The sequence below is a fragment of the Runella zeae DSM 19591 genome (assembly GCF_000423565.1).
GTDB classification, from domain to species: domain Bacteria; phylum Bacteroidota; class Bacteroidia; order Cytophagales; family Spirosomataceae; genus Runella; species Runella zeae.
In genome coordinates, this window is the sequence record NZ_AUIF01000046.1 from 71,432 (window position 1) to 97,250 (window position 25,819).

A 25,819-nucleotide genomic window follows, 5' to 3' on the forward strand; every position below is an offset into this window, starting at 1 on the left:
AAGCGCTCAAAATTTGCGAAGTAGCGCCACTCCCAAACGTCTATTTTGCCCTGTAGCTAGTAAGCTTTGAATTTATGCCAAGTAACCAATGCAAGTTTATTACGATATATCTGATTTCCAGACCCTTAAAAATGCGGTAGTCACTAGTGGAACTTTTGACGGAGTACATTTAGGACACCAAACTATCTTGAGTCGCTTGCGCGAAACTGCTCAACAATCTCAGGGCGAAACAGTAGTGCTGACTTTTTGGCCTCATCCTCGCATGGTGGTCTCAAAAGACAGCCAAAACCTACGATTGCTATCGACCTTAGACGAAAAAATTGAGGCGTTGCGCCAAAGCGGTGTTCAGCATTTGGTCATTATTCCTTTTACGCGCGAATTTAGCGAACTCACTTCCGAAGAATTTATCCAACAAATAGTAGTAGATAGGATTGGTACCAAAAAGTTGGTGATAGGTTATGACCATCATTTTGGGCGTAATCGTGAGGGGAGTTTTGAATATTTACAACAAAATGCTCACCGATATGGCTTTGAGATTGAGGAGATTCCACGCCAAGAGATTGACCATATTACTGTGAGTTCGACCAAAATCAGAGAGGCGTTGTTAGAAGGACAGACGAGCATCGCCCATGATTTATTAGGTCGTAACTATACTTTTACGGGTGTAGTAGTGAAGGGACGTCAGTTAGGTCGTACGATAGGCTACCCTACGGCCAATGTACACGTATCTGAGTCATACAAACTTATCCCTGCCGATGGCGTGTATGCAGTAAGGGTAAAAGTACGGAGCCAAGTTTATAAAGGAGTGATGAGTATTGGATTTCGTCCTACTGTCAGTGGAGTAGGGCGCACTCAAGAGATTTATATATTTGATTTTCAGGATGATGTGTACGGTGAAAAACTAACGGTAGAGGTAGTCCAATACATACGTCCTGAATTGAAATTTGACGGCTTAGAAGCGCTTGTCAAAGCCATAGATGAAGATTGTGCAGCAGCTTTAGCGATTTTAAAAGACTAATTGAGAGGCGGTTTTGGTGTATCTTTCGTTTATCTTACTTCTATACTTTTTTTGCTAACTTAGCAAAGTTGATTCTGATTTATTGTTTTCAATTGGGAGATAGCAAGGCTGATATAAGTCGGGAAAAATCAACAAGCAGAGACATTAAAAAATATTTTAGAATTTGTAAAACATTAAAGTAGGAGGGCAACGATGCCCTTATTTTTTTTCTTCACAAAATAGTCAAAATCAAGGGATTTCGCCGTAATATTGAGTAAGTCTTTGAAGGCTGTTTTTAGATTTCTTTACTCAACACAATCTCGCTATGACTGCATTGATGAATGCTATCAACAAAAACAACGCTGCTCTAGTACAGCAACTCATTGAAAATGGGGTAGATGTAAACGAACTTGATGCCAACCAAGATGCTCCTTTGGTAATGGCTGCTTACAAAGGATACCACCAAATCGTCAAATTATTGTTGGAGGCAGGCGCAGACGTAAAGGCTGTTGACCCTGGCATGAAGGCTACTGCTTTGCACGCAGCGGCTTATGCTGGACGAACCGAAGCCGCCAAGCTGCTTATTGAATACCACATTGACATCAACAAGCAAGGGCCTTACAATGGGTATACAGCTTTGCATGATGCTATTTGGCAAAACAACATCGGAGTAGCGGAGTTGTTGATAAATTCTAATGCCGATTTGTCGCTTTTGTCGCACGACGGAAAATCTCCCCTTGATTTTGCTAAGTCCAAAAATCGCAAGGAAATAGTAGCGCTTATCCAAGCCAAGCAAAAAAAATAGACCTTAACCTCTCTCGGTGGTTCTATTATCAACCACCGAGAGAGGTTGTGTCATTGAAGCGAGCTTGAATACGCCGGCTTCAAGCGTAAGACCTGGGCCAAAAGCGCAGCTAAAGATGTGTTTGCCTATGTCGTTAGAAGTGCAGTTTTGGAGTAGCCGAGCCAATACAAAGAGTACCGTACAAGACGACATATTGCCGTATTCTCGCAAAATTTCGTAGGCAAATTGGTTGTCGTCCGATGATATTCCAAGCTGTGATTCGGCGGCTTCTAAAATAGCTCTACCTCCGGGATGAATCGCATAAAAATCAAAAAAAGGAAGCGTTGAGTTTTGCCTAAGCTGAGTCATGAGTGTTCCCAATCCCCCTTTGACCAGTCGCGGGATGTAAGAACTGAGCACCATTTCAAACCCAAAATCACCCACGTGCCAAGCCATATCATTACTACCTTCAAAAAGCAAGTCACAATAAAAAGATTTTAACTCTATTGAGAGACTATGAGGAGTAGACTCAACCAAAACCGCCGCTGCCCCATCGGCAAAAAGAGCATTGGATAAAAGATAATTTTCGTCTAATTTTTTTTGAAAATGAAGTGTACAGAGCTCGATACACACCAGTAAAACCCGTGCTTCGGGATTTGCTTTTACTATATTGCTGGCAACCTTTAGACCATTAAACGCCCCGTAGCAGCCCATAAAATTGATACATGTACGCTCAGTTTGTCGAGGTAGACCGAGTGCTTCTACAATTTCGATGTCTAGCCCAGGAGCGTACAGCCCCGTACAGCTCACCGTGATGAGGTGAGTTACGGCGGCGGTAGACGGCAGATCGGCGATGGCTTTGAGAGCAAGAGGCAAAGCATGGGTACGATACGCCTTCATTCGCTGCGATACTGTCGGGAAGGGTTCTAAATCATTACTATTTGTATAAAAATCAAAGTTTTCGATTTGGGCATAATCCTTAATTACCGAATATCTCTTTTCGATTTTGGTACTTCGGTACAGCGCGCGAAGTTTTCGAGCCTCAGCAGAAGTAAGCTGCGATGCTCGTATCATAAATTCGGCAATGGTTGACTGGGCAATGCAGTGAGCTGGTACGGCTGTTCCGATAGAAGTGATATAAGCAGGCATTCGAGAGTGAATAATGTAATGACAGTTTTAAAATAGGCCAATTGGGCCAAATTCAACTCCAATCGGGTAAATAGTTGCTTTCCAAAAATCTTATTTTCTTTTATATACGTTTATATGAGAGTAGTACAACTATTTTTTTGTAAAAAAATAACATCTCTAGTTAGGAAAATGTCAGATAAGTGACCGTTTGATAACTTTTATTTCAAAACAGGTATTTCTACTCTATTGTTTTCCGAAAAAACTATTGTGATTTGCAATCTGAAAACCCCAAATACTTTTTATGTTATGAAATCTATAAAAACGTATCGAGCTGTTGATTCGAAGCGAAACTCGGTAAAATTTGACCAGACGATTTGGCTAGCAGGTTTGACGTTGCTCGTTTTTGGTTACATTTTATTCCATTTTTTGTATCCTATGTTTCACAAAGGTCTTTTATTTTAGTTTGTTTGCAGCAGCCACGAAAACAGCATTGAAGCGGGATTGTCCCGCTTTTTTTGTGTTTATAAAAAAACCTCTCTGTTATCTAAAAACAAAGAGGTCAATTATAAAAGCGATACAAAAGCGGCTCTCTCTTTATTCTTCCAAGCGAGTGCCACTATCTACGTGAATGATGTATGCTATTCCTCCTTCGCTTCTAATAGCCTCAGCAACTGCTTCAGCCTGCGTAGGAGCGTACATAAACATGCAGCCACCACCGCCCGAACCATTGATTTTCCCTCCCAAGGCGCCGGCTTTCATTGAAGCTTCTATCATACGGTTGATTTTGTCGGTAGAAGTACGTTTGTGGTCACGAAGATTGGCAAAGTGACGGTACAGCAATTGTCCTAATTGAGTGTCGAAATCAGAATTTTGAGTGTCTTGCGAGGATAGAAGAAGTTTTTTACCTTCCTGCAAAATATCCCGGTCTTCGAGATTAGCTTTCAAGAGGCCAAGTTCATCACTGCTTAGAAGCGAACTGTAGTCTTTGGCTTGAGCTAGAGGCGTAGTAAAAATCGAAAAAGAAGAATCGTAAGCGGTTACTTTGTGGATGATAGCTTCCATTCCATAGCGGCATCTTGCCAAAATCCCTAAGGTATCTTTAGGCTGTTGCGAATCTCCCAACACAAAAGTGCCTAGTTGTGGTTTGAGTCCTTCTACATAAATCTTTGGCGTAGATTCTAGATAAATGACATTTCCGATAGCAGTAGAGTAGTGGTCCATCATGCCTCCAGGTTCACCAAATTCAAGTACTTCTGCTTCGTTGGCGATTTCGCCGAGTTCTTTGGGGGTGAGTTCGGCTGGATTGTCGGCGTAGCGTGTTAAGAAGTTGGCCCAAGCTACGATGAGTGCCGACGAGCTCGACGTTCCAGAGTTGATGGGGATATTGCCGTGTACATGACATCTAAATCCTTTGGTAAAAACAAACCCTCGACGCCGTAAGATATTGATAGTACTCCTAAAATAATCACGGTCTTTGGCATAAGGGAGTGTATGATGGATAGAAAATTGCTCTTTTTGCTCTATATCAGGTAAATCTATGATTACTTGGTCATCATCACTAGGAGTGCCTTCGATGCTTATACGGCGCGAAATAGCAGCGGCAATGGTAGGGAGTCCTAAGTAGTCTTGGTGTTCACCAAATAGACAAATACGGCCTGGTGTGCTGATTTTCATAGAGTAAAAGTGCGTCCTTTATCTCAGATAAAGGACGCCACAAAAGTTAGAAAGAAAGATGAGATAATTACCAACTACGTTTTTTGTAGCCAATAAAAGAATAATACAGAATAAATAAATAAAGAGGAAGCATCACCCAGTATGCTTGCTGTGTGCTATGAATAGAGTCGGCGATGTTTCCGTATACTAATGGCAAAACAGCACCACCCGAAATACCCATGATGAGCAATGCCGAACCGATTTTAGTGAACTTGCCAAGGCCATCAAGAGCAAGTGGCCACATGGCAGGCCATACAAGGGCGTTGGCAAAGCCCAAAAACGCAATGAAAAGCACAGAAGTAAAACCTGACGTAACCACCGCCAATACAGTGCCTACGATGCCTAAAATAGCCGAAGCACGCAAGCAGGTGGTTTGAGATACATACTTGGGGATTAGGATGATTCCGAGGCCATAAGCGGCAAGCATTAGCCAAAGCGTATAAGTACCAAAAGTACTTGCTTCGCTTTCGGGAAAGCCTAGCGATACACCATAGCTGATGATGGTATCACCGGCGATTACTTCTACTCCTACATAACAAAACAATGCAATCACCCCTAGCACAAGATTGGGGAAGGAAAAAACACTATTGTGAGTAGCAGTGACTGATTTGCCATCAGTGTCTTCTTGTTCTTCACTTACTTCAGGTAATCCCTGCGAAAACCAAATGACTGCCGCTAAAACTACCAAAACACCCGTCAAAATGAGGTAAGGCATTTCTACTTTCTGTAGTTCTTCTTGGGGAGTGGCAGCGGCGCCTCCTGCTAGCAAAAGTCCTCCGAAAAGACGTTGGCTAAAAATACCCGCGAGCTTGTTGGCAATCCCCAAGAAGCTAATGCGTTGTGCGGCACTTTCGCGAGGACCAAGAATCGTAGCATAAGGATTGGAGGCTGTTTGGAGTAAGGTAAGCCCGATACCAATCGTAAAAAGCCCAACAAGAAACAAAGGATAAGAGGCGATTTGGGCGGCGGGTATAAATATCAACGTACCTACCGCCATGATACCTAGTCCCAATGACATGCCTTTTTTGAAACCAGTACGTTTTAAGACCTCTGACGACGGAATCGCCATAACGGTGTAAGAAATAAAAAAAGCAAAAGTAACTAAATACGAACTCGTGTTGTCGAGACTGAATGCTTTCTTAAAAAAAGTAATGAGGGTTCCGTTGACCCAGGTAACAAATCCGAATACAAAAAATAATAAACCAATGATAATCAGTGGCCCTACGTAGCTTTGGTTTTGCTTTGACATAGTTAGGTGTTAGGTTTAGTAAGCCAATTTGAACTCGAAAAAATGAATTTTTTTCGTCACTTAAAAGTTTTGTTAAGTATTTTTTAAATTTTTTTAAAATATTAAACTCCTTTGTTATTATATGTTTGTTTTTTGGGTCGAATAAATAAACTCCATCAGGTGAAAAGAGTGGTTAAAGCTAAGGCTTTATTTTGACGAAAAAAGATGCTTTTGAGGCCTTTCCTAAAACCCATATACTGCAAAGCCCCCATCAACGGTCATGATGTGGCCAGTGATATAGCTTGCCGCAGGTAGGCACAAAAATGCAATAGCAGCAGCTACTTCTTCGGGCTGTCCCACACGTTGCATAGGCGTACGACTCAAAATATCTTTTAAGGCGTCTGGATTAGAAAGCACACTTTCAGTGAGGGGCGTTTCGATGTACCAAGGAGCCACAGCGTTGACTCTGATACCGTCTTTGGCCCATTCGCACGCAAGGTTTCGGGTGAGTTGATTCAAAGCGGCTTTGGTCATGCCATAAATAGACCCGCTACGGAGTGAAGTAAGCCCCGCTACGGATGTTACGTTGACAATACAACCTTTGGCTGCTTTGAGGAGAGGATGAGCCGCTTGCGTCAACCCAAAGGCTGAGTGCAAATTAGTGTTGAGGATATGAGTATATTCTTGGGTATCATATTGAATAGTGGGTTTTCGGATGTTTGTCCCTACATTGTTGACCAAAATATCCAAACTTCCCCAATGTTGCTCTACCCAAGCTACGACTGTAGCAATAGCCTCAGTATGACTTAAATCAATAGCAATACCTGATACCCTAAACCCTTCATGCGCGTACTCTTTGATGAGATTGTCAATGTCTCTTTGTTGACGAGCTACTATACATACTTCGGCCTGCATTTCTAATAAAGTCATGACAGTAGCTTTGCCGATACCTTTGCTACCGCCTGTCACTAAGGCACGCTTGCCAGCTAGATTCCAATTTTTAAGCATTTTTTTAGGTCTTAAAACTATGAAGTAAGGTGTTTCGTTTATATATTCAAAACAAACTGATAATGAACCTAACACACATGAATCGACGTCATTTTATTCGAGTTCTAGGAGGCATTGCACTTACCAGCCCTCTTGCTTTGGCTCAGACCCAAAATCAGGAACTTAAGCGGGTGGTGAAAACTGATGCAGAATGGAAAAAAATCTTGACTCCTATGCAGTACTACGTAACCCGACAAAAAGGTACAGAGCGGGCGTTTACAGGACCTTATTGGAACAACAAAGAAAAAGGCATCTATAAATGTGTATGTTGTCAAACGCCTTTGTTTAGTTCAGATACCAAGTTTGATTCGGGCACAGGCTGGCCTAGTTTTTATGCACCTATCAGCAAAAAAGCACTTAAAGATGCAAAAGACAAGAGTTTTGGAATGGAACGAGACGAAGTCATTTGTGCGGTATGTGATGCTCATTTAGGTCACGTATTTGACGATGGCCCTCGTCCTACTGGCTTGCGGTATTGTATGAACGGTGCGGCATTGTCTTTTGAAAAAAAGTAAACTTTTGTCTTTCTTTTATGACTTATCGCTCAAATAGCTCAATCCAATAACCATCGGGGTCGGTCAGGAAAATTTGCATCACCCCATCGGGGCGGGCTTTGGGAGGGCGATAGGTTACTTTTTGCGCTACAAAATGTTTTTCCCAAGCTGGAAGATCGATTGCTTCAAGCGCGAAGTGATTGCTCCTTGAGCCCGACACGACTGGTTCGGTTCGGGTACCGATAAGGTGTAATTCTTGATCGATACCAAACCTAAACCACGCGCCCGGAAAATCAAAGGCTGGGCGAGGAAGAAGCTCTAGCTGAAGTACTTGTTGATAAAATGCTATGCTTTTCTCGACGTCGGCCACATAAATAGCCACGTGGTTGAGTGCTTTTATAGATAGTTTCATAAAATAAATGTTACAACTTTTGAACGACTTGCTGCGTCATATGACAAAACAAGCGCGGTGCTTGTGGGTCAAATTTAACATATAGTCATGAAAAAAGTATTAGGATTGGCATTTCTAACTTTGATAGGTTGCCAAAGCACAGAAGTTGAAACTAACAACAAACTACAGAAGTCGTACGAGAAAGACTTTACGCTCCAACTTGAGCAAGAAACTCAACTCAACGATTTTAAGTTGCTTTTTGAAAAAGTAGCGGAGAGTCGTTGCCCAGCCAATGCCTTTTGTATTAGAGCGGGAGAAGTGATTGTAGATTTGAAAGTGAATGCGCAGCAAAACGTACAGATGTGCCTAGGCGAATGCCAAATGGTAAGGCCAGCTAGAGCCAATCGAATGATTACGCAGGATTCGTTGGAGGTAACGGTCGATAGTAAAAAATATCTGTTTGTATTGAAGCAAGTTAACCCTTATCCGGGGGTATCTACCAAAGAGACAGAAAACCCAAAAGTAGAGGCAGTGATGCACGTAAAACAACTCTAATCTTGCCCAAATAAAGCGCCCTGCTTGTCTCTGAATAAGCAGGGCGTTTTGGTATATTAGAATGGAAGATCGTCATCGCCGCTTCCTCCTAAGTCAGTAGCGATAGGAGTAGCAGGTTTAGCAGGTGCAGGGCGGCTCGCTTGAGCCGCAGGGGCGGGGCTGTATTCGGCATTGCTTGATTCGTTGTTGTTACGTCCTCCTACAAGCTGCATGGTGTTTGCACGCACAGTTTTACCTTCCCTTTGTTTGCCTTCTTTGTCAACCCATGTTTCGGTTCTTAGTTTTCCTTCAATATAAACGGTATTACCCTTTCTAAGATACTGCTCAGCAATTTTTGCGAGATTGTCCCAAAGTTCGATGCGGTGCCATTCGGTTTGCTCCACCCGTTCGCCGTTACGATTGGTATAGCTTTCGGAAGTGGCGATATTAAACCTAGCTACTGCTGAGCCATTTTCTAGATGTCTTACTTCGGGGTCACTTCCTAAATTACCCAATAAAATTACTTTGTTTACGCCAGCCATTGTATATGTATAAATTTAAAGGTTACGATGTTTTTAAAGAGAAAATAGATGATTTTTGAGAGTATTTAGCAACAATTGCCACTTACTTATCCAATAAGTAAAGTTTAGTAAATCAGATTTTTAGGCGGTTTTGTTCAACTCATCCACTGCTTCGCTCTACACAAAACTAATCAAAAAAAGCCTCTTTCCAATAAGACGTAATCAATACGGGTTTGGGTACATCTTCTAAGGCATTTGGTGTTAAAAAATCTAACTGAAGTGGTGTAACTATCTCAAAATCAGTAGGTAAATTTATTTTCCAAAATTTTGCATAAATGCGCTGATGAGTAAGCACATGCGTGTATACTCGGCTTGGGAGGCTGATAGTCCCTTGAGAAAGAAGGTGTTGGAACTGAATCGACAACGGAAGTTCTTCTAGCGAGGAAGCGAGTTGATCAGCTTCAATCAAATAAAAATCATAGAGATGTTGCCAGACATCTTTTTGGGTACGTTTTCGCATGGCAACTTGCCCATTTTGGATAATAACAAAATAGTGAAAAAAACGCTCCTTTATCTTTACTTTCTTGATTTTGACGGGCAGCTGTGATACGCGTCCGGTGGCATTGGCTACACACTCTGCTTGGAGGGGACAGAGCAGGCAATCGGGCGAAAGAGGGGTACAGTGAATAGCTCCAAACTCCATAATAGCTTGGTTGTAAAGAGCCGGCTGCTGAGGCGAAATAAGCGTCGCCGCTAGTTGAGCAAACTGCTTTTGCCCCTCGGTACTTGCGATGTCAGTATCTATCCCAAACACCCGCGAAAGTACCCTGTACACATTGCCATCTACTACGGCTACCGCTTCGTCATAGGCAAAAGAGGCAATCGCGGCAGCGGTGTAGGGGCCTATTCCTTTTAGTTTTAACAGTCCTTGATAGGTTTTTGGGAATACGCCATCATACTCATTGACCACCTGCTGAGCAGTCTGGTGTAAATTGCGGGCTCGTGAATAATATCCCAATCCTTGCCATAGCCGAATCACCTCTTGCTCGGAGGCCTTGGCCAAATCAAATACCGAAGGATAAGTCTCTACAAAGCGTTCATAGTAAGGCAGTCCTTGCGCTACGCGGGTTTGTTGGAGGATGATTTCGGAGAGCCAAATATAGTAAGGGTCACGGGTATGTCGCCAAGGCAAATCGCGATGGTTGAGCCTATACCAATGGATGAGTTTATCAGCAAAAAACTTGTTATTCAATGGTTTTGCAACGTTTTTTTTGAAATTAAGACCTAAAAGATTTTCGCAATTTGTCGAAATTATACTACTTTTGTGCGCTCAAAATAAACCAATATGATTTTAGTACATAGGTTTATTAGGATTTTGAAACTAATTTCAAAAGAATAACAGTTTTATAACCTTAAAGTTTAATAAAGTGACGAAAGCAGATTTAATCGCAGCAGTTGCCGATCAAACCGGCATCGAAAAAGGACACGTTTCAGAAACAGTGGAAGCATTTTTCTCAGTGGTGAAAGACTCATTGGCCAAAGGTGAGAACATTTATGTGCGTGGATTTGGAAGTTTTGTAAACAAAAAACGTGCTAAAAAAGTAGCTCGTAACATCTCTAAAAACACAGCTATTGTGATTGATGAGCATTATGTTCCTAGCTTTAAACCTGCTAAAGTATTTGTGGAGCAAGTAAAGGAATCTGCTAAGTAATCATCGGGGATAAAGGTGCTATGAATCGGTCTATTTTAATAATCATCATTTTGGCTACTGTACTTACGGGAGGACTATATAGTCTGCCTAAAGTGGTAGTGAGTAGTCAAGAACGAAAACTTACTCAAGGACAAGACAGCACCGGAACACAATCCACCACTTCTGCTGAGGAAGATACTCAGCCTGCTACCGCCGAAGCACATGTTACACCTTTAACAGCTGAACAGCAGCGTACCGCAACAAACTTAACAAACCAGTTGAGTGCTTCGGCGGATACCAAAAACAAAGCAAAAGTAGCTCTACAACTTTCTGATTTTTACTTAGGAATTCGTAAATTTGATAGTGCTGCTAAGTATGCCGAAACCATCGCTTTGCTTGAGCCTAATGAGGGTAATTTCTTGCGGGCGGGCGACAGGTATTATGATGCATTTGGCTTTGCCGCTAACAATAACAAATCGGCAAATTTGGGTGCCAAAACGCGCGAGTGGTACCAAAAAGCCCTCGACAAAAACCCCAATTTACTCAATGCCAAAGCCAACTTAGCCATGACGTATGTCTCTACGGAGACTCCTATGCAGGGAATCATGTTGCTTCGGGAAGTGTTGGCAAGCGACCCTACCAACGAAGTGGGGCTGTTTAATTTGGGTCTGCTTTCAATGCGCTCTAATCAGTACGAAAAAGCTACAGAGCGTTTTCGCCAACTACTTAAAGTGAATGCTGATAATACCAAAGCACGCTTTTATTTGGCGGTGTCGCTGGCCCAAACGGGTAAAAACAAAGAAGCTTTGGAAGAACTTGCCGTCGTAAAAGAAAGAGAAAAAGACCCTAATATTCAAGCGGCAGTTGCCGAATTGGAGAAAGAACTCAAATGATTTGAAGGAATTATCCATTTGTGAAATCTAATGCTTCACATCCCTAAATTCCTGTCAGTCAAACAGTTTAAAAAAATATAACAACATTTAAAACATTTAAAACTATGCCTTGCGGAAAGAAAAGAAAACGCCACAAAATTGCTACGCACAAACGTAAAAAACGCCTCAGAAAGAACCGTCATAAGAAGAAGTAATTTCTGAATCTCGAAACCAAGGTACTTTTGATACACCTTGGTTTCGGGGTTTTATATACTTTATCTTATTAGTAAGTATTCGTACAGTTTTATTCTAAATATAAGATTAACTAACTGCTTGTTTAGTAAGTAGTTAAATAATGAAATAATTGTACTTAAGTACTTATTCTGGACTATGTAGTTGTTTTTAACCATACGTAATGTTTTATGTATAGGTTTTCACCCTATATCCTTTCATAACATTGAGTAGCGAATTAGTAATTAGTGCCTCACCAAAAGGTACACGCATCGCGCTTTTACAAGAAAGACGACTTGTGGAGTACCATGTGGAGGAGTCGGAAAGTAGTTTTACGGTTGGGGATATTTATTTAGGAACCGTCCGAAAGCTCGTTACCGGCTTGAACGCTGCTTTTGTTGACATTGGATACGAAAAAGATGCTTTTCTGCATTATCATGATTTAGGCCCCAATGTACAATCGCTCAACAAGCTCACGAAGGAGGTTATTGCCAAGCGCCTAACCTCTGGCAAGTTGAACAATTTTAAAATGGAGCCTGAAATTGACAAACTTGGAAAAATTGATAAAGTACTGGGTAAAAACCAGCCTATCCTCGTCCAAGTTGTCAAAGAACCTATTTCTACCAAAGGACCACGTCTATCATGTGATATTTCTATTGCGGGGCGTTATGCTGTTTTGGTACCTTTCTCTAACTCAGTAAATATTTCTAAAAAAATAACGGATAAGGCCGAAAGAACACGGCTACACCGACTCATGACTTCGGTAAAGCCCGCTAATTTTGGGATTATCGTTCGGACAGTCGCCGCCAATAAGGAAGTAGAAGAGCTAGACAAAGACATTCAAAACTCAATTCGGAAGTGGGAAAACGGCATGAAAGCCCTCAATGAGGCCAAACCCCGTGATCGCATTATCGGAGAAATGAACCGAGCATCTTCAATCATGAGAGATATGCTCAACGACACCTTTGATAGTATTACGGTCGATACCAAAGAAATGTATGACGATATTCGAGAGTTTATCCATACTATCGCACCGGAAAAAGAAAAAATTGTGAAGCTCTATACTGGCAAAAATAAGCTGTATGAGCAAACAGGATTAGAAAAGCAGATTAAGTCGTTGTTTGGACGCTCAGTGAGCTTACCCGGTGGGGGATACCTCATTGTTGAGCATACTGAAGCACTCCATGTGATTGATGTCAACAGCGGCAACAAGTCTAATAACGAAGAAAGCCAAGAAGATACTGCGCTACATACCAATATAGAAGCTGCCAAAGAAATAGCTCGTCAACTTCGCTTACGCGATATGGGAGGTATCATCGTGGTAGATTTTATTGATATGCGGAAAGCGGAACACAAAAAACAACTCTACGACGCGATGAAGGCCGAAATGAAAGCCGACCGCTCGAAGTTTACGTTGTTGCCGCTTACCAAATTTGGTTTGATGCAGATTACGCGCCAGCGAGTAAGACCTGAGATTAGTATTGTCACTCGGGAAGTATGTCCTACTTGTAATGGCGCGGGTACCATCCAGCCTAGTATCTTGATTTCGGATATTATCGAAAGCAATCTTGAATACTTGTTGACCAAACAAAACGAACAGAAGGTGTCGGTAGCCCTACACCCATACTTGCACGCGTATTTTACGGCGGGATTCCCGTCGCCCCGACTCAAATGGTTTTTTAGATACAAATCATGGGTTAAGTTGTTGAAAGATAGCTCTTTGCCGATTACTGAGTTTAAGTTTTATGACAAGTACGGAGAAGAAATAGAAATCGCAGCAACTTGATTTATTTAAAACATCTATCAAGGGTTAATGGTTAGAAAGTGAAGGATTATTGGTAAAAGTGAAAGGGCATATACACGCCTCGCCTCTTGCGTCAACTTCACCTTCTGGCTTTTAACCCTTACTTATTTTATAAAATGGAAATTGCAACTTTTGGCATTCGTGCTTGGCGTATTTTATCCATGATTGCTGTCTTTGGAGCGTCAATTTATAGTTATAGTCTTTTCGGGGCCGATGTAGGAGTGCACTTCGATGCTAGTGGTAAACCCGACGAATTTATGACCAAATCAGATGTTTTTTACATTCTTGTCGCACTTATTCTGATAAACAATGTGCTACTGGTCGCTTTTGGACGCCAACTCCTCAAATTGCCAAGCCATATGCTTCCTATTCCAAACCAAGCAGAATGGAGCCTCGAACGTGAAAAATTGAATGAGCATCTACAAAACTGGGTTTATTGTTTGGTAGCACTTATCAATACATTTATTGCCATGACAGTGTGGGCGTTGGCAACGGTCAACAATGAATTTAAGTATAAAATCAAAGACTTTGAGGGGCTGTTTTATGTGGTCATTGCGTCGTTGTTGATAGTGATTATTTCATTGCCAATTAGACTCATGATTAAACCCCAAATCGAAGAACAGAGCTAATGCTTCTGCCCCTTTTTTCGGTATGAATTCTACTTCTTCACTGCCCGAAATTCCTCTCGCCGAGTTTCAATATGAACTCCCTGATGAGCGCATCGCTCGCTATCCTGTATCACCGCGCGACTCCTCTAAGTTGTTGGTGTATCAAAATGGCACTATCGCACATCAGTCTTTTGGGGAGCTGCCTGCGTTTTTGCCTGCCTCTGCTTTTTTGGTCTTCAATGATACGAAGGTGATTCCGGCAAGGGTGTTTTTTCAGAAAGATACAGGAGCTCACATTGAAGTGTTTTTGCTGCATCCTGAAGCTCCTTCTAGGGTCATCAATGAGGCTATGCAGCAAACGCACCGAGGAGTGTGGAGCTGCATGATTGGAAATAAAAAACGCTGGAAAACAGGCGAAACCCTAAGCCTTCGATTGCAGGCACCTACCGAAACATACATACTTGAAGCTACTTTAATTGATTCCTCCAAAAATTGGGTGGAGTTTAGGTGGTGGGGCGAATCGGCCGGTGACACCTTGCCCTTTTTGGAAGTTATCAAAGTGTTGGGCAATATTCCTTTACCACCTTATTTGGGACGCGACGCTGACATCAACGACAGCACCACCTATCAGACGGTATATTCTAAGATTGAAGGAGCAGTGGCAGCTCCTACGGCTGGGCTGCACTTTACTGATAGGGTTTTTGAGGCACTCGCCAAAAAAGGAATCGAGAAGTCATTTGTGACGTTGCACGTTGGGGCGGGCACTTTTCAGCCTGTCAAAGTTCAAAATGCCGTGGAGCATACCATGCACGCCGAGCAGGTAATTTACCGTCAAGAGCTCATCCAAAATTTATTAGAGAAATTAGGGCAAGTGGTGGTGGTGGGTACTACTTCTATGCGTTCATTAGAAAGTTTATATTGGTTTGGTGTTAAGCTTTGTTTAGCATCGAATCCAGCTCTACTCAGCGGCGACACTTCTTTTTTTATCGAAAAACTCGCACCTTACCAATCCTACGCCTATCTGCCCTCAGCAGCCGAGTCTTTATCGGCGGTATTGAAATATATGAAATATCATCAGCTGACAGAAATTGTCGGCGAAACGGAGATTATGATTTTTCCGGGTTATGATTTCAAAATCTGTACTGGCCTTATCACTAATTTTCATCAGCCAGGTTCTACACTTATGCTGTTGGTAGCGGCTTTTGTAGGAACAGACTGGAAAAAAATCTATGCCGAAGCCCTTTCAAACAACTATCGTTTTTTGAGCTACGGAGATTCTTCTCTTTTGTGGAAAAAACAAACTAATTGACCACTCTCAATTTTTGCGTTTTTTTGATATTGTTGGTTTCATACTTAATCAAATAAACCCCTATTGGAATCTTGGTGAGGGTCGTTTGTAAAAAATGTTTTCCGGGTGGAAAAAGCTCGTCGGCTAAAATGCGGAGGCTTTCGCCCGAAATCGAAACAAGCGTAACGGTAACTTTAGCAGGAAGGGTAAGCCTAAATTCGACAGTCACATTTTCAGTGGCTGGGTTTGGGTAGACTCTAAAAGGGAGCTGCTCGGTTGGCTCGTCATTGGGTGGAGAAGGGATGTCTAAGTTATTGATACTTTGGTTTTCGTCACTTTTTATCCCCTCGGTGTGTTGTCCCCAAATTGGTAATGAGACAAACACAATCATCAAAAAACACAGTATTTGCATGGCTTGTGGCGAAAGATTATGCTTATCTAACGACCAAAAATACCAATTGATTGTCAATATCGGGAGAAAGAGTTGTGCAAAAGGGATATTATTTGATTTAACGGAATGTTTTTTTGTAAATGCTACTTATAACGTATAAAGAAGGTAGGCGGTCAGTATGTCTTATTGCAATGATTTTGGTGTTGGTTTCCATAGAAGGTAGAGCAACTAGATAGATAATTGCATTTTTAGGATACTTTCAAAGATACCCATTATACAACTTACGTATATATATGCTTAAAGAATTTTCATTCAAACAATTTGGCAACTTTCGTTTTGCCCACGACGAACTTAATGGAAGTTCCTTGGCCAGTATAGAGGAGCACATTAAAATTTTGTTTTTGCCCAAGTGCGCTAGAGTAAGAGTGGACTTTCAGGAGTTTCAGATGGAAACAGATTCATTGCTTTTTATCAATCCCAAAGCAATCCTAAAACCCATTGATACCGAGTATAGTGGCGAATGCCTGATTTATTTCAACAGAGATTTTTATTGTGTCGAAATTCATGACCAAGAGGTAGCGTGTGATGGTATTTTATACAACAATGTGTTTGAAGTACCTTTTGTGAAATTAGACGAAAATCAGTCGTTGGATATTCAAAACATACTTTGGCAGATACAAACCGAAATGGAAAATGAAGATACCAATACCGAAGAAATGTTACGAATATTGTTGAAGTTGATTATTTTGAAATCTACCCGAATTTGGAAACTTCAACACCAACTTTCAGAAAAGGAACAGCAACCGGATGTTCAGTTTTTGAGGAGGTTTAGTAAACTAGTAGAGCAGCATTATAAAACGCATCATACCGTAGCTGACTATGCTGATATGCTTTTTGTAACTCCTAAAAACCTCAGTAAAAAAATCAGTTTGGTAAGCAAAGAGACGCCAAACGATATCATTAAAAACAGAATTATCCTTGAAAGTAAACGGCTATTGGCGCATACTGCGCTCACAGTCAAAGAAATAGCCTATGCTTTAAACTACGAAGATGATGCTTATTTTGTCCGATTCTTTACAAAAAGCACCGGTCTCTCTCCGCTTTCATTCCGCAAACAATTTTAGAAAACAAACCTGTCTCATTCTGGATTGGGTGATTGGTAAATCTTGAATTTTGGGTAGTGTTGGCAAAAAGTACAATGCAAAGCGAAAAGTGTCCATTGATGCCGCTGCGAATTTGCCCCACCTTTGCATTGTCAAAATCAACACAAACACTCAAATATCAAAACCATGAACAAGTTGACAGTAAAAGACGGAACCGAAATTTATTTCAAAGATTTAGGCACAGGGCAACCTATCTTTTTTCACCATGGATGGCCTTTGTCTTCTGATGATTGGGATGCCCAAATGATGTTTTTCTTAGAAAAAGGTTTTCGGGTAATCGCCCATGACCGTCGTGGACACGGACGCTCTACTCAGACTTTTCAGGGAAATGACATGGATACCTATGCAGCAGATGTAGCCGAACTTACGGAGTTTTTGGACATCAAAAATGCCATTCATATTGGACACTCTACTGGTGGGGGCGAAGCCATAAGATATGCCGCAAAGTACGGCCAAGGTCGGGTTTCTAAAGTAGTGCTAATCAGCGCTATTACGCCTTATATGATTCAGGATGAACGAAATCCTGACGGAGTGCCGTTGGCGGTATTTGACGATATTCGGTACAATACTCGTCATAACAGAGCTCAATTTTATCAAGATATTACTTTTCCTTTTTTTGGGTATAACAGAGAAGGCGCTGAGGTCAAAAAAGGAATTCAAGACAATTGGTGGAGACAAGGAATGATGGGTGGTATCAAAGCCCAATATGACTGTATTAAGGTGTTTTCGGAAACAGATTTTACGGAAGACCTCAAAAGTGTAGATATTCCGGTGTTGGTACTTCATGGAGACAATGACCAGATTGTGCCTTATGCTACTACGGCGGTGAAAGCAGCGGAACTTTTGAAAAATGGAAAACTCATTATCTATCCGGGCTTCGCACACGGTATGCCTACTACCGAAGCTGCCACTATCAATGCCGACATTTTAGCGTTTATTGAATCTTAGATTCAAGGTACTTAAAAAGATACCTTTTCGCTTTTGCCTCAAATTGTATATTTGAAGCTGCCTTAAAAGTATATGATGCCAAGGGATGTTTGGTAGTCTGTTACTTTTGGGGCAGCCTCATTTTTAGAACTTCATGACTGGAAAACTGCCATTTCTGAAGTTTTTTGAGAGGGTTTGATCGTCTTCAAAAATTCGGAACAAGTCAAAAATTTAGCTTTTTGTTTTGCCAAAGAACCTACCAAATTTTCAAACTTAGCAATCAGCTCTTGACCTGACTGTCGCTTTACATAAGTGGGCAGTTTGTAGGGTGATAAATCTGAAAACTCCCAAGGGTGAAAATACAATGACAAAAATCCCCGCCGCTTCAAGGTAATTTTGCAGAACCATTTGTAGAGTGGCAATGGAATATTTTTGAAAGCAATCCAAAACAACGGCAATCTGAAAACGGGCAACACCGAAGAAGGAATTTCTAGCACATTGCCAATCCAATGAGGTTGGGCAGGTTTGGAGAGGAAATTATAACGCCCCGGCAAATAAGTAGGATTCAAAGAAGCATCGTACTGATAGCCGTGATTGGCTAATTCAGGAGTATTAAATTGCATCAATCGTGGCATTCTGAAACCCACCACAGGTTTAGAGCTGATCTCTTCCAAAACCTTCTTGGAAGCGATGATATCGCTCATGGTTGTTGGTTTTCGAAAATCATGATAAAATGAGTGGGAAGCTATTTCATGATTTTGGGCAATGTGGCGAATGAGTTCAGGGTGATGTTGGGCAAAATTTGCCGTACAGAAAAATGTAGCTTTTGCTTGGTATTTTTCTAAAATAGATAAAAGCGCTTCTAGTCCGAGGCGTGACACTTCAAACTGCTGCTCATAAGGGACTTCTTGCCCATATTCTTGTGGGATGTCAAACTCCTCGACATCAAACGTCAATAAAATGGCCTTCACGGTAGCTTCAGGAAAAATAGATTAAGCGATGTTTCTTTTGATACGGGATGCTTTAGATGATTTTTTGATAGCTTTCTCTTCTGGCCGAGTAGGCGCACTTTTTTCAGGATATAGGATAAGGAAAAGGTTTTTGATTTCTTTCCAAATCACTTTCATTGAGAAGTCGCTGAAGACAATATTCTGAATTGGCGATACAGGCACGGTGGTATAAGTTAGGTTTTTGAGATGAGAGGCTCTTATCAAAAACTCAATTTCAAAGACAAAAGAATTGATTTTGTTTCTCAAAAAAACATACTTCAATTCTTGCCTGAATCCTTTGATTCCCGCTTGGGTGTCGTTCAGTTCAGAAGGAAGCCATAGACGATTCATGGTTTTGAGAATGGTAGAAATAAACTGCCGTTTGATAGGTAGTTTATCAAAATACTCTTTGGAGCGTTTGCCAATGACAAGGTCGTAGCCTTGGTGCAAGAGGTCGTAGATTTGGCAGATACAATCCGTACCAAAAGGGAAATCCATATCGGTATAAATGATGTATTTACCTGAGGCGTATTTGACTCCTTCGCGGATGGCGTACCCTTTACCACGGTTTTTATTATAACTCACCCATTTGATAGAAGGATGGGGTAGGGGGCTGAAAAGATGCGATAAATCTTCTTTAGAGCCGTCATTGACAATTACAAACTCAATCGTCAGGGTATCTAAAGTACTTTCGATAAGCTTCACTTGCTGTAGGTAGCTATCGAGCCACTGAGGTGGCGGGTTGTAACAGGGAGTAATGATACTCAAAAAGATGCTTGATGCCATAATTTGGTTTGTTTAAGTAGATAGAATTGTAGAAGACAACATACGCCAATACAGCCAATCGCCTTAATACAATAAGGACCAAAGAAATGGCTTCTTATGAAGGAAGGATAAACGTCGAAGGGGGCAAGAATGGAAAAGAAAAATACAAAGTATACCCAGAATTTATCGATGAAGGTGCGGTCACTAAATACATACCAAATCGCCACGCCCGAAATCGCAATGATGTAGGAGGCTGATTCGGCAGCGTGGTTAAAGATAATAACCCAAATAAGCAAATAAGCCAAGTATTGCCAACGGAGTCGGGCTTGTTGAGCGATAGCCGAAAACCAATACAAAGCTCCCGTGGTAACAATCAAACACACAAGGCTTATGATTTGAATGAGGGCTACGTTTATTTTGCCAGGAAAAAAAGCATTGAGAACCCCCATTACCCCTAAACCAATATTGACTTTACGGTCGGCTTGAAGGCATTGGTACCATTCTTGGTAGACTTCTAGCCAGCGAGTAAGGCCAATGAAAGGAAGTGGCAACAGCATCAAACCCGCTAGACACAATGCAAAATAAATACCTGTTTTGATTTTTTGAGGATAAAACAAATACAAGAGTACCACGATTACGCCATAGCCTTTGATACAAAAAGCAATAGCGGGACACAAAGCTGCCCAAAAGAGTAACCGCCGCTCCAAAAAACCAAAGGTGAGAAGGCCAAGCGCGGCAATGCTCGAATTGGTCTGTACATTGTGGAGGCTCGTGTTGAGTTCGAGCAGGCAAAACCACCACATAAAAACTTTATAAGACTGCTGAATGGGAAGTTTTTGAATAGCCCAGAAACTAAACCAAGCACTAAATAAAAGCCACAGCAATAACCCTACCGAAACGGGAGGGAGGCTAAAAGGCAAAAAGAAAATCGTAAATGCTGGCGTGTATAAAAAAATGTCGTAGTAAAGTTCGGGGTATTCAAGGTGGAGGTTTTGGTGATTGAGCAAATGGAAAAAAGCCTCTCGGAAGATAGTGAAGTTGTTATAACTTTCTTTTCCTAGTGCCAAACATTGTAAATATGTAATGAGAGCTATCAAAAGATAGATAGCTAAAATCACTTTTTCATTTTGAAAAAGTCGAGTAAATCTTGACATTGAGGTTAGGTTGTTAAAAAAAGCTTACACTTTGCTTAACAAAACTTTTTTTGTTAATGAAGTAATACTTCAGTGAATTGTACATTGATGTCGATTCTGAACAAGCTAAGTTATTTTCAAAAAGGGCTTTACTGATTTTTTGGAAACTAAATTTATCCTAGCTGTCAGTTGCCGTTCTGAGACATAACAGGCATCCTTCAACATCAAATAAGCAAGCTTATATGAATGGGGAGAGGAACGAATGTTGGTGTTGAGGAACGACGCGGCTAAGTTAGAGAACATCTATGAAATTAGCAATTTCGTCGTCGAAAAAAACAATACTGTAGATGAAAAACTAGCATAGGTCTGTTTCATTATGGCTGTTTGATGAATAATAAACCGCAATTAGGACGCCAAAAACAAATAAAAGGTTGGAAAAAGGAAAGAATATGTTTTGAGACAATCCTAGAGATAGGATATGTTTTAGGAAGTAATATTGATAGGATTTGGGTAGTTATTTAGAAATTTTTTTGATGCTTCCGTTGGCATGTTCTAGGATATACAATTCGCCTTTGGCATCTTCTCCAAAAGCCGATACGTTTCCTCCTTGAGTGGTGAGTAGTTGGAGGTCGGTTTTCTGATTGTTTTTAAATGATAATGCCCAAATATGCCCATTGCTGAAGTCTCCAAAAATGTATTTTCCTTGGAGTGTCGGCTGAGCAGTTCCTTGATATACGTAACCTCCCGTAACGGAGACGCCATCGGTACGGGGATAAAAATGAATAGGAGCAATCAACGAATTGCCTGATTCGCAGTCTTTTCTTGGATTATAACATCGATTGGCTTCTTTGAGTCTCCATCCATAGTTGCCTCCTTTCTGGATGATATTTATTTCTTCAAACTCATTTTGACCTACGTCGCCCGTCCAGATTTTGCCAGTTTTGGCATCAAAGCTAAATCGCCAAGGATTTCGTAAACCATAGGCAAATATTTCTTCTTGAAAGCCTTCTTTGTTGCCCACAAAAGGATTGTCAGCTGGAATCCCGTAGTATCCTTTATCCGTTTTGTTGACATCGATACGCAAAATTTTCCCCAACAAAGAAGCTTTGTTTTGGGAGTTGTTGTGTTGGTCTCCCCAAGCCCCGCCGTCGCCCGTCGAAATATAGAGCATTCCGTCGGGGCCAAAGGCTATCTTGCCACCGTTGTGGTTATCATAAGGTTGAGCGATTTTCAACAAAATAGTCTCTGTCGCAGGGTCTACGCTTCGGGCCGACGACGAAGAAGCTTTGTACCGTGCTATGATTGTCTCAAGGGGTTTTCTTTTCGTATAATTGACATAAAAATACCCATTTTGTTTGAAATTGGGATGAAATGCCAACCCCAGCAATCCCATTTCACCCTCAGATGAGACTTTGTGTTTTATATCAAGATATACGGAGGTATTTTTTGTGGAAGGGTTATTTTCAAAAAAACGAATTTTACCTTCTTGTTCTATTACAAATAACCGATTGCTTCCGTCAGGAGGATAGGTCAATTCTACGGGGCGGCTAAACGACAGAAAAGGAAAGGCGTTTTGAAGCGTAATGAGCGACGGATGAGGTTGATACGATACTAATAAAAACAAAGCTAGCATCGCTAGCAGCGGGATGATAGACTGCTTTTTCATGGAGGTATATTTTTTGATTAACAACAGAGCGTATATTATGTATCAAATCGCGTTTGCTTCTGTAATTTAGCGCTAAAAGGATAGTTAATGAGCCACTGGCACAAATAAAACGGCATCAGCTGCGACGCTTCCGTCGGTCTGTTTGGTGATGAGCTCTACGTAGTTGTTTTGTCCCACTCCTAACTCATAACGACCTAGTGGTACCCATTCACCGGAGGTTTGCCCAAGTACCACAACCTCTGCGGGTTTGATGGTAGTTTCTTGTTGGGTTTTTCCGTCAAATACTCTAACGCCAATTTCTGAGGTAGCTTTTTCTATTCTGGGTAAATACACAAAAACATCATAGTTGGCAGTCTGTTTGATGCTAGGGGTATAGCGTACTTTATCACCGACTTGGAGGCCGCCGAGCATGTAGGAAGGGCCATAGCCGCCTTTGTTTTTTTGTTCGATATGCCAAGTCCCCGTTTTACTGACTGCATTGAGGTCATTTTCGTCCACCAAAATCTCGGGGATGCTACCGTCGGCGAGCGGATTTTGGATCAATTCCTGCTGTAATTTAGCAATGTCGATTTTTTGGACGCTTGTTTTGGCATTGATAGCCATCACGGCGGCCAAGGCCGTAGATTGCCCTAATACCATAAACACGGGCTCCATCCGAATAGAACCATAAGCAATGTGTGAAGCCGAAAGGCAGACAGGAACCAATAAATTTTGGCAGTCAGCTTCCTTAGGAATCAATGACCGATACGAAATAGGATAAGGTCCAAAACCGCCGACTTCCACATTTCCTTCGTTTTTGACCATTTTACGACCGTCTTTTTCAATCACAATACGGTGGGTATTGTGCGAATCCATGGTATAAGCGGCCATACCTACTCCATCAGTCACTACTTCTTTACCTTGGCAGTTGGCTTGAGTCATCACATAGCTTCCTATCATGCGTCGTGCCTCTCTGACGTACAATTGAGGTGACCAGTGTCCCGAATCGGTATATTCGTCTTTAGGATAACCCCATTTCAACATTTCTTGGCGGAGGGGTAATGGAACGCGAGCATCATGGCCAAAAAAGTATAACAACCCTTTGGTATAAATTTCGTGTTGACGGATGATTTCGGCACGCTGTTCGTAGCTAGCTTCTGGATAGTCCCAATTCATACCAATCATATCGGTCGAAAAGCCATTTCGGTTGTTGATGTCGGTTTTGTGGTTGGGCATCCGGCTCCAAATAAAATACTGATTGAGCGAATATTTTCCGGGCTGAGCCTCTATCAGCCGCGCTAGCAAGTCGTAGCGGCTTGAGTCATAGTGAGCGGGGCGGGTGATAGGTACTAAGTTGGCGGGGTTGTCGGTGAGGCAGATGCGGTAGTTGTAAGCTTGTACTTTGCGATCGCCGGTGCCATTGGGGAGCAAAGGCTCGTTGCTAATTCCCCAGAGTAATCCAGAAGTCGGATTTCCGGGGATTTTGTATGGGTCGATACCATCAGGGAACTGATGACCTGTCATGAGTTGGACGCCGTTGATAGTCTCTCCGTAACGCGAATTGTCCTCACGGCCTACGGTATAAGAAACGCCCGCTTTAGCCATCAAGTCGCCTTCATAAGAACAATCAATAAACATTTTGGCCCGAATTACTTGTTTTTGGGAAGGGTTAGTGGTGTTTTCAATCGTTATCTCCTGAATGCGTTGGTTTCTTTTTTTTACATTGTTGAGGCGGTGGGAGTAAAGTACGTTTACTTGACCACGTTTTATGTATTCATTGAAAAGGTTTTCGGCAACATGGGGTTCAAAAATCCATTGCTCAAACTTGCCATAATGCTTCCCAATACGGCGATAATAATCGCGCGCCAGCCCCGTAATCGCGTACTTATTGCCAATGTCGGTCAGGCCGAGTCCGCCAGTAGTCATGCCTCCAAGGTGCTTACCAGGCTCAATGAGCAGGACGGATTTTTTGTATTTTTGGGCTGTATAGGCCGCGATTACTCCCCCAGAAGTACCCCCATAGATACAAATATCTACCTCTTTGACGGGTTGGGCTAGGGCAGGAGTTCCTAAAAACAATGCAGCAGTAACCACTACTAGCAGAAGATTGGCGAAGGCACGTGACATATCTGTTGAAATGGAGGAAAAGTGAGTAAGTTGAGTCTTCACTTCTTAAAGAAAAAAAATAGAAGATTGTACTTGTGCCTTTTGCCAAACAACAATTATTCACCCATACGAGAGCGCAATTTTTCGTGGGTAAGTTTGATATCTTTGATAACCAGCCCAAAGTGCCTTGGTTTGGCGTTGGGATACTCTTTAATGATTTTGTCTCGGAAGGCGAGGTAGTCGGGAGTATAGTATGGTTTTACTTTATTCTCAAGCCTTTGGCGTTGTTCGGGTGTAAGAGGTTAGAGAAGCTACCAGCAAGAAAAATATAAAAGCTTTCATAGTTGGTTGTAAAAAAGTAAATGAAAAAAATAGAGGAAGAATTATTGATCTTTTTTTTCTAACTTTTCCATAATCAGGTCAATTTTTTGGTGTAATCGTTGGATTTCCAAAGCGGCTTCTTTATCAGTTTTGAAATCATTTTCTGCCAACAATTCTGATCGTCGATTTTGAATGTTTTGTCCAATCATAATCAATGGCATCAGCAGAATCTGAATCAGGTTGGAGATAAACAACCACATCAAAAAGTCAGGGGCGGGGTCAAATCTTAATGAATGAGGAGCTAGAGAATTCCACAGCAACCAAGCCGCCGTCCAGCCAAAAATTAGATAAAAGAAGTACATCGTACCAACGTGGTCGGTAATCCAACTTCCTAGTTTTTCGGATTTTGTAAAATGTTCTTGCAAGTTTTGCTTATGTATCTTCATCGTTTTGTTAGATTTTTTGCTTGGGTAAATATATAAAAAATTAGGAGGGAGTATCGCGGGATACTTCCTCCTAGCTATGCAAAATGAATGGATTATTTAATGGGTTTTAAATGGTGATTTACTTCGGCACCTTCCATCGAAAAATAGGCCGCTTTTCTTTCTTTTCCTTTGGCGAGCATTACTTTGTAGTAGTCGGCATTTCTTTTTTCGGAGTCGAAATACGACTTATTACCCGTAATTTGCCAATCTGGATAGTTACTATTAATAGAGTTGTTTTCTTGTTGATTACTAACAAGTTATCTTTTTCTTAAAGTCGATTTTGAAGTTCCAAAGGCCTGCGCATAATTCAATACTTTCATCAAATTTTTCCTTAGATTTTCCTCTATACTTGTTAATTAAAATATGATAACGTTTTATTCCTGCAATTGCATTTTCTACAAAAACTCGCTTTTTACTAATAGACTTGTTGTAGTTTTTTTGCTCTAATGTTAAGCTTGGATAAGGATTTTTTTTGCTTTTTTTGGGCTTTTTAAATGGAATCTTTAAAGACAAAAATTTGTATTCTTTCTGAATACCAAGATAACCTAAATCAACATATACAT

At 41.4% G+C, this 25,819-nt stretch carries 26 protein-coding genes; 11 read left to right on the forward strand and 15 right to left on the reverse strand.

What is annotated here, in order from left to right; genetic code table 11:
* Positions 1-88: 88 nt before the first annotated feature.
* Both G563_RS0114815 and G563_RS0114820 read left to right on the forward strand, forming a co-directional pair.
* A complete protein-coding gene (locus G563_RS0114815) occupies positions 89-1,018 on the forward strand; it encodes a bifunctional riboflavin kinase/FAD synthetase (protein ID WP_028666008.1) in 930 nt (309 codons plus the stop codon).
* A 268-nt stretch (positions 1,019-1,286) separates the two neighbouring features.
* Entirely contained in the window at positions 1,287-1,802 is a 516-nt protein-coding gene (locus G563_RS0114820; RefSeq protein ID WP_374754515.1) for an ankyrin repeat domain-containing protein, read from the forward strand.
* A gap of 3 nt (positions 1,803-1,805) precedes the next feature.
* Here the strand turns inward: G563_RS0114820 and G563_RS0114825 are convergent, their stop codons facing one another.
* The 4 genes from G563_RS0114825 to G563_RS0114845 all read right to left on the reverse strand — a co-directional run bounded on the left by G563_RS0114825 (position 1,806) and on the right by G563_RS0114845 (position 6,858).
* Positions 1,806-2,930, reverse strand: a complete 1,125-nt coding sequence (locus tag G563_RS0114825) for a type III polyketide synthase (protein WP_037326944.1) — start codon at positions 2,928-2,930, stop codon at positions 1,806-1,808.
* Positions 2,931-3,503: 573 nt separating this feature from the next.
* On the reverse strand, positions 3,504-4,583 hold the full coding sequence (locus G563_RS0114835; RefSeq protein ID WP_028666011.1) for a mevalonate kinase family protein: 1,080 nt from the start codon (positions 4,581-4,583) through the stop codon (positions 3,504-3,506).
* Between the two features lie 67 nt (positions 4,584-4,650).
* Positions 4,651-5,871 carry a sugar MFS transporter gene (locus tag G563_RS0114840; RefSeq protein WP_028666012.1) on the reverse strand — a complete coding sequence of 407 codons (1,221 nt, stop codon included), beginning with the start codon at positions 5,869-5,871 and terminating at the stop codon, positions 4,651-4,653.
* Between the two features lie 222 nt (positions 5,872-6,093).
* Complete coding sequence (locus G563_RS0114845; RefSeq protein ID WP_028666013.1) at positions 6,094-6,858, reverse strand: SDR family oxidoreductase; 765 nt, start codon at positions 6,856-6,858, stop codon at positions 6,094-6,096.
* 62 nt (positions 6,859-6,920) lie between these two features.
* On the opposite strand from G563_RS0114845, the gene msrB reads away from it, so the two are divergent.
* Complete coding sequence (msrB, locus tag G563_RS0114850; RefSeq protein ID WP_374754514.1) at positions 6,921-7,412, forward strand: peptide-methionine (R)-S-oxide reductase MsrB; 492 nt, start codon at positions 6,921-6,923, stop codon at positions 7,410-7,412.
* Positions 7,413-7,434: 22 nt separating this feature from the next.
* Here the strand turns inward: msrB and G563_RS0114855 are convergent, their stop codons facing one another.
* The gene (locus G563_RS0114855) at positions 7,435-7,803 is read right to left on the reverse strand and encodes a VOC family protein (protein ID WP_037326949.1); all 369 of its coding nucleotides are present in this window, start codon (positions 7,801-7,803) and stop codon (positions 7,435-7,437) included.
* An 87-nt stretch (positions 7,804-7,890) separates the two neighbouring features.
* On the opposite strand from G563_RS0114855, the gene G563_RS0114860 reads away from it, so the two are divergent.
* Positions 7,891-8,337 carry a hypothetical protein gene (locus G563_RS0114860; RefSeq protein ID WP_028666016.1) on the forward strand — a complete coding sequence of 149 codons (447 nt, stop codon included), beginning with the start codon at positions 7,891-7,893 and terminating at the stop codon, positions 8,335-8,337.
* Positions 8,338-8,393: 56 nt separating this feature from the next.
* Here the strand turns inward: G563_RS0114860 and G563_RS0114865 are convergent, their stop codons facing one another.
* The gene (locus G563_RS0114865; RefSeq protein WP_028666017.1) at positions 8,394-8,858 is read right to left on the reverse strand and encodes a single-stranded DNA-binding protein; all 465 of its coding nucleotides are present in this window, start codon (positions 8,856-8,858) and stop codon (positions 8,394-8,396) included.
* Between the two features lie 166 nt (positions 8,859-9,024).
* The gene (mutY, locus tag G563_RS0114870; protein WP_028666018.1) at positions 9,025-10,089 is read right to left on the reverse strand and encodes an A/G-specific adenine glycosylase; all 1,065 of its coding nucleotides are present in this window, start codon (positions 10,087-10,089) and stop codon (positions 9,025-9,027) included.
* Between the two features lie 175 nt (positions 10,090-10,264).
* On the opposite strand from mutY, the gene G563_RS0114875 reads away from it, so the two are divergent.
* The 5 genes from G563_RS0114875 to G563_RS0114895 all read left to right on the forward strand — a co-directional run bounded on the left by G563_RS0114875 (position 10,265) and on the right by G563_RS0114895 (position 15,352).
* Positions 10,265-10,549: an HU family DNA-binding protein gene (locus tag G563_RS0114875; protein ID WP_028666019.1), complete on the forward strand. Its 285-nt coding sequence runs from the start codon at positions 10,265-10,267 to the stop codon at positions 10,547-10,549.
* Positions 10,550-10,569: 20 nt separating this feature from the next.
* A complete protein-coding gene (locus G563_RS0114880; RefSeq protein WP_028666020.1) occupies positions 10,570-11,421 on the forward strand; it encodes a tetratricopeptide repeat protein in 852 nt (283 codons plus the stop codon).
* 436 nt (positions 11,422-11,857) lie between these two features.
* A complete protein-coding gene (locus G563_RS0114885) occupies positions 11,858-13,417 on the forward strand; it encodes an Rne/Rng family ribonuclease (protein ID WP_028666021.1) in 1,560 nt (519 codons plus the stop codon).
* A gap of 134 nt (positions 13,418-13,551) precedes the next feature.
* Positions 13,552-14,064, forward strand: a complete 513-nt coding sequence (locus G563_RS0114890) for a hypothetical protein (RefSeq protein WP_028666022.1) — start codon at positions 13,552-13,554, stop codon at positions 14,062-14,064.
* A gap of 22 nt (positions 14,065-14,086) precedes the next feature.
* Entirely contained in the window at positions 14,087-15,352 is a 1,266-nt protein-coding gene (locus G563_RS0114895; protein ID WP_028666023.1) for an S-adenosylmethionine:tRNA ribosyltransferase-isomerase, read from the forward strand.
* On the opposite strand, the gene G563_RS0114900 is transcribed toward G563_RS0114895, so the two are convergent.
* Positions 15,345-15,743, reverse strand: a complete 399-nt coding sequence (locus tag G563_RS0114900) for a T9SS type A sorting domain-containing protein (RefSeq protein WP_028666024.1) — start codon at positions 15,741-15,743, stop codon at positions 15,345-15,347. The genes G563_RS0114895 and G563_RS0114900 overlap by 8 nt on opposite strands.
* 272 nt (positions 15,744-16,015) lie before the next feature.
* Here G563_RS0114900 and G563_RS0114905 point away from each other — a divergent pair, with 272 nt between their 5' ends.
* Together G563_RS0114905 and G563_RS0114910 are read left to right on the forward strand one after the other, a co-directional pair.
* Entirely contained in the window at positions 16,016-16,846 is an 831-nt protein-coding gene (locus G563_RS0114905; protein ID WP_028666025.1) for a helix-turn-helix domain-containing protein, read from the forward strand.
* A 165-nt stretch (positions 16,847-17,011) separates the two neighbouring features.
* A complete protein-coding gene (locus G563_RS0114910) occupies positions 17,012-17,833 on the forward strand; it encodes an alpha/beta fold hydrolase (RefSeq protein WP_028666026.1) in 822 nt (273 codons plus the stop codon).
* Between the two features lie 131 nt (positions 17,834-17,964).
* Here G563_RS0114910 and G563_RS0114915 read toward each other — a convergent pair whose 3' ends face one another.
* The 7 genes from G563_RS0114915 to G563_RS34820 form a co-directional block, all read right to left on the reverse strand.
* On the reverse strand, positions 17,965-18,783 hold the full coding sequence (locus G563_RS0114915; protein WP_037326953.1) for a polysaccharide deacetylase family protein: 819 nt from the start codon (positions 18,781-18,783) through the stop codon (positions 17,965-17,967).
* Between the two features lie 21 nt (positions 18,784-18,804).
* Positions 18,805-19,587 carry a glycosyltransferase gene (locus tag G563_RS0114920; RefSeq protein ID WP_028666028.1) on the reverse strand — a complete coding sequence of 261 codons (783 nt, stop codon included), beginning with the start codon at positions 19,585-19,587 and terminating at the stop codon, positions 18,805-18,807.
* Positions 19,566-20,720: a glycosyltransferase family 87 protein gene (locus tag G563_RS0114925; protein WP_028666029.1), complete on the reverse strand. Its 1,155-nt coding sequence runs from the start codon at positions 20,718-20,720 to the stop codon at positions 19,566-19,568. The genes G563_RS0114920 and G563_RS0114925 overlap by 22 nt, the downstream gene beginning before the upstream one ends.
* A gap of 493 nt (positions 20,721-21,213) precedes the next feature.
* Complete coding sequence (locus G563_RS34815; RefSeq protein WP_084650868.1) at positions 21,214-22,365, reverse strand: PQQ-dependent sugar dehydrogenase; 1,152 nt, start codon at positions 22,363-22,365, stop codon at positions 21,214-21,216.
* 84 nt (positions 22,366-22,449) lie between these two features.
* Positions 22,450-24,471: an FAD-dependent oxidoreductase gene (locus G563_RS0114940; RefSeq protein WP_028666030.1), complete on the reverse strand. Its 2,022-nt coding sequence runs from the start codon at positions 24,469-24,471 to the stop codon at positions 22,450-22,452.
* A gap of 362 nt (positions 24,472-24,833) precedes the next feature.
* Positions 24,834-25,217, reverse strand: a complete 384-nt coding sequence (locus G563_RS0114950) for a DUF1003 domain-containing protein (RefSeq protein ID WP_037326956.1) — start codon at positions 25,215-25,217, stop codon at positions 24,834-24,836.
* 288 nt (positions 25,218-25,505) lie between these two features.
* Positions 25,506-25,819 (reverse strand): transposase family protein (locus tag G563_RS34820; protein WP_037326637.1); only part of this gene is annotated, 314 nt, incomplete at its 5' end.

What these genes read in the sequence shown, in the direction of transcription:
- G563_RS0114840 (WP_028666012.1), bottom strand. Translation starts at nt 5,871, where the DNA reads ATGTCAAAGCAAAACCAAAGCTACGTAGGGCCACTGATTATCATTGGT.
- G563_RS0114890 (WP_028666022.1), top strand. Translation starts at nt 13,552, where the DNA reads ATGGAAATTGCAACTTTTGGCATTCGTGCTTGGCGTATTTTATCCATG.
- G563_RS0114815 (WP_028666008.1), top strand. Translation starts at nt 89, where the DNA reads ATGCAAGTTTATTACGATATATCTGATTTCCAGACCCTTAAAAATGCG.
- G563_RS0114950 (WP_037326956.1), bottom strand. Translation starts at nt 25,217, where the DNA reads ATGAAGATACATAAGCAAAACTTGCAAGAACATTTTACAAAATCCGAA.
- G563_RS0114880 (WP_028666020.1), top strand. Translation starts at nt 10,570, where the DNA reads ATGAATCGGTCTATTTTAATAATCATCATTTTGGCTACTGTACTTACG.
- G563_RS0114835 (WP_028666011.1), bottom strand. Translation starts at nt 4,583, where the DNA reads ATGAAAATCAGCACACCAGGCCGTATTTGTCTATTTGGTGAACACCAA.
- G563_RS0114925 (WP_028666029.1), bottom strand. Translation starts at nt 20,720, where the DNA reads ATGTCAAGATTTACTCGACTTTTTCAAAATGAAAAAGTGATTTTAGCT.
- G563_RS0114855 (WP_037326949.1), bottom strand. Translation starts at nt 7,803, where the DNA reads ATGAAACTATCTATAAAAGCACTCAACCACGTGGCTATTTATGTGGCC.
- G563_RS34815 (WP_084650868.1), bottom strand. Translation starts at nt 22,365, where the DNA reads ATGAAAAAGCAGTCTATCATCCCGCTGCTAGCGATGCTAGCTTTGTTT.
- G563_RS0114900 (WP_028666024.1), bottom strand. Translation starts at nt 15,743, where the DNA reads ATGCAAATACTGTGTTTTTTGATGATTGTGTTTGTCTCATTACCAATT.
- G563_RS0114940 (WP_028666030.1), bottom strand. Translation starts at nt 24,471, where the DNA reads ATGTCACGTGCCTTCGCCAATCTTCTGCTAGTAGTGGTTACTGCTGCA.
- G563_RS0114895 (WP_028666023.1), top strand. Translation starts at nt 14,087, where the DNA reads ATGAATTCTACTTCTTCACTGCCCGAAATTCCTCTCGCCGAGTTTCAA.
- G563_RS0114910 (WP_028666026.1), top strand. Translation starts at nt 17,012, where the DNA reads ATGAACAAGTTGACAGTAAAAGACGGAACCGAAATTTATTTCAAAGAT.
- G563_RS0114860 (WP_028666016.1), top strand. Translation starts at nt 7,891, where the DNA reads ATGAAAAAAGTATTAGGATTGGCATTTCTAACTTTGATAGGTTGCCAA.
- G563_RS0114825 (WP_037326944.1), bottom strand. Translation starts at nt 2,930, where the DNA reads ATGCCTGCTTATATCACTTCTATCGGAACAGCCGTACCAGCTCACTGC.
- G563_RS0114920 (WP_028666028.1), bottom strand. Translation starts at nt 19,587, where the DNA reads ATGGCATCAAGCATCTTTTTGAGTATCATTACTCCCTGTTACAACCCG.
- G563_RS0114905 (WP_028666025.1), top strand. Translation starts at nt 16,016, where the DNA reads ATGCTTAAAGAATTTTCATTCAAACAATTTGGCAACTTTCGTTTTGCC.
- G563_RS0114845 (WP_028666013.1), bottom strand. Translation starts at nt 6,858, where the DNA reads ATGCTTAAAAATTGGAATCTAGCTGGCAAGCGTGCCTTAGTGACAGGC.
- G563_RS0114865 (WP_028666017.1), bottom strand. Translation starts at nt 8,858, where the DNA reads ATGGCTGGCGTAAACAAAGTAATTTTATTGGGTAATTTAGGAAGTGAC.
- msrB (WP_374754514.1), top strand. Translation starts at nt 6,921, where the DNA reads ATGAACCTAACACACATGAATCGACGTCATTTTATTCGAGTTCTAGGA.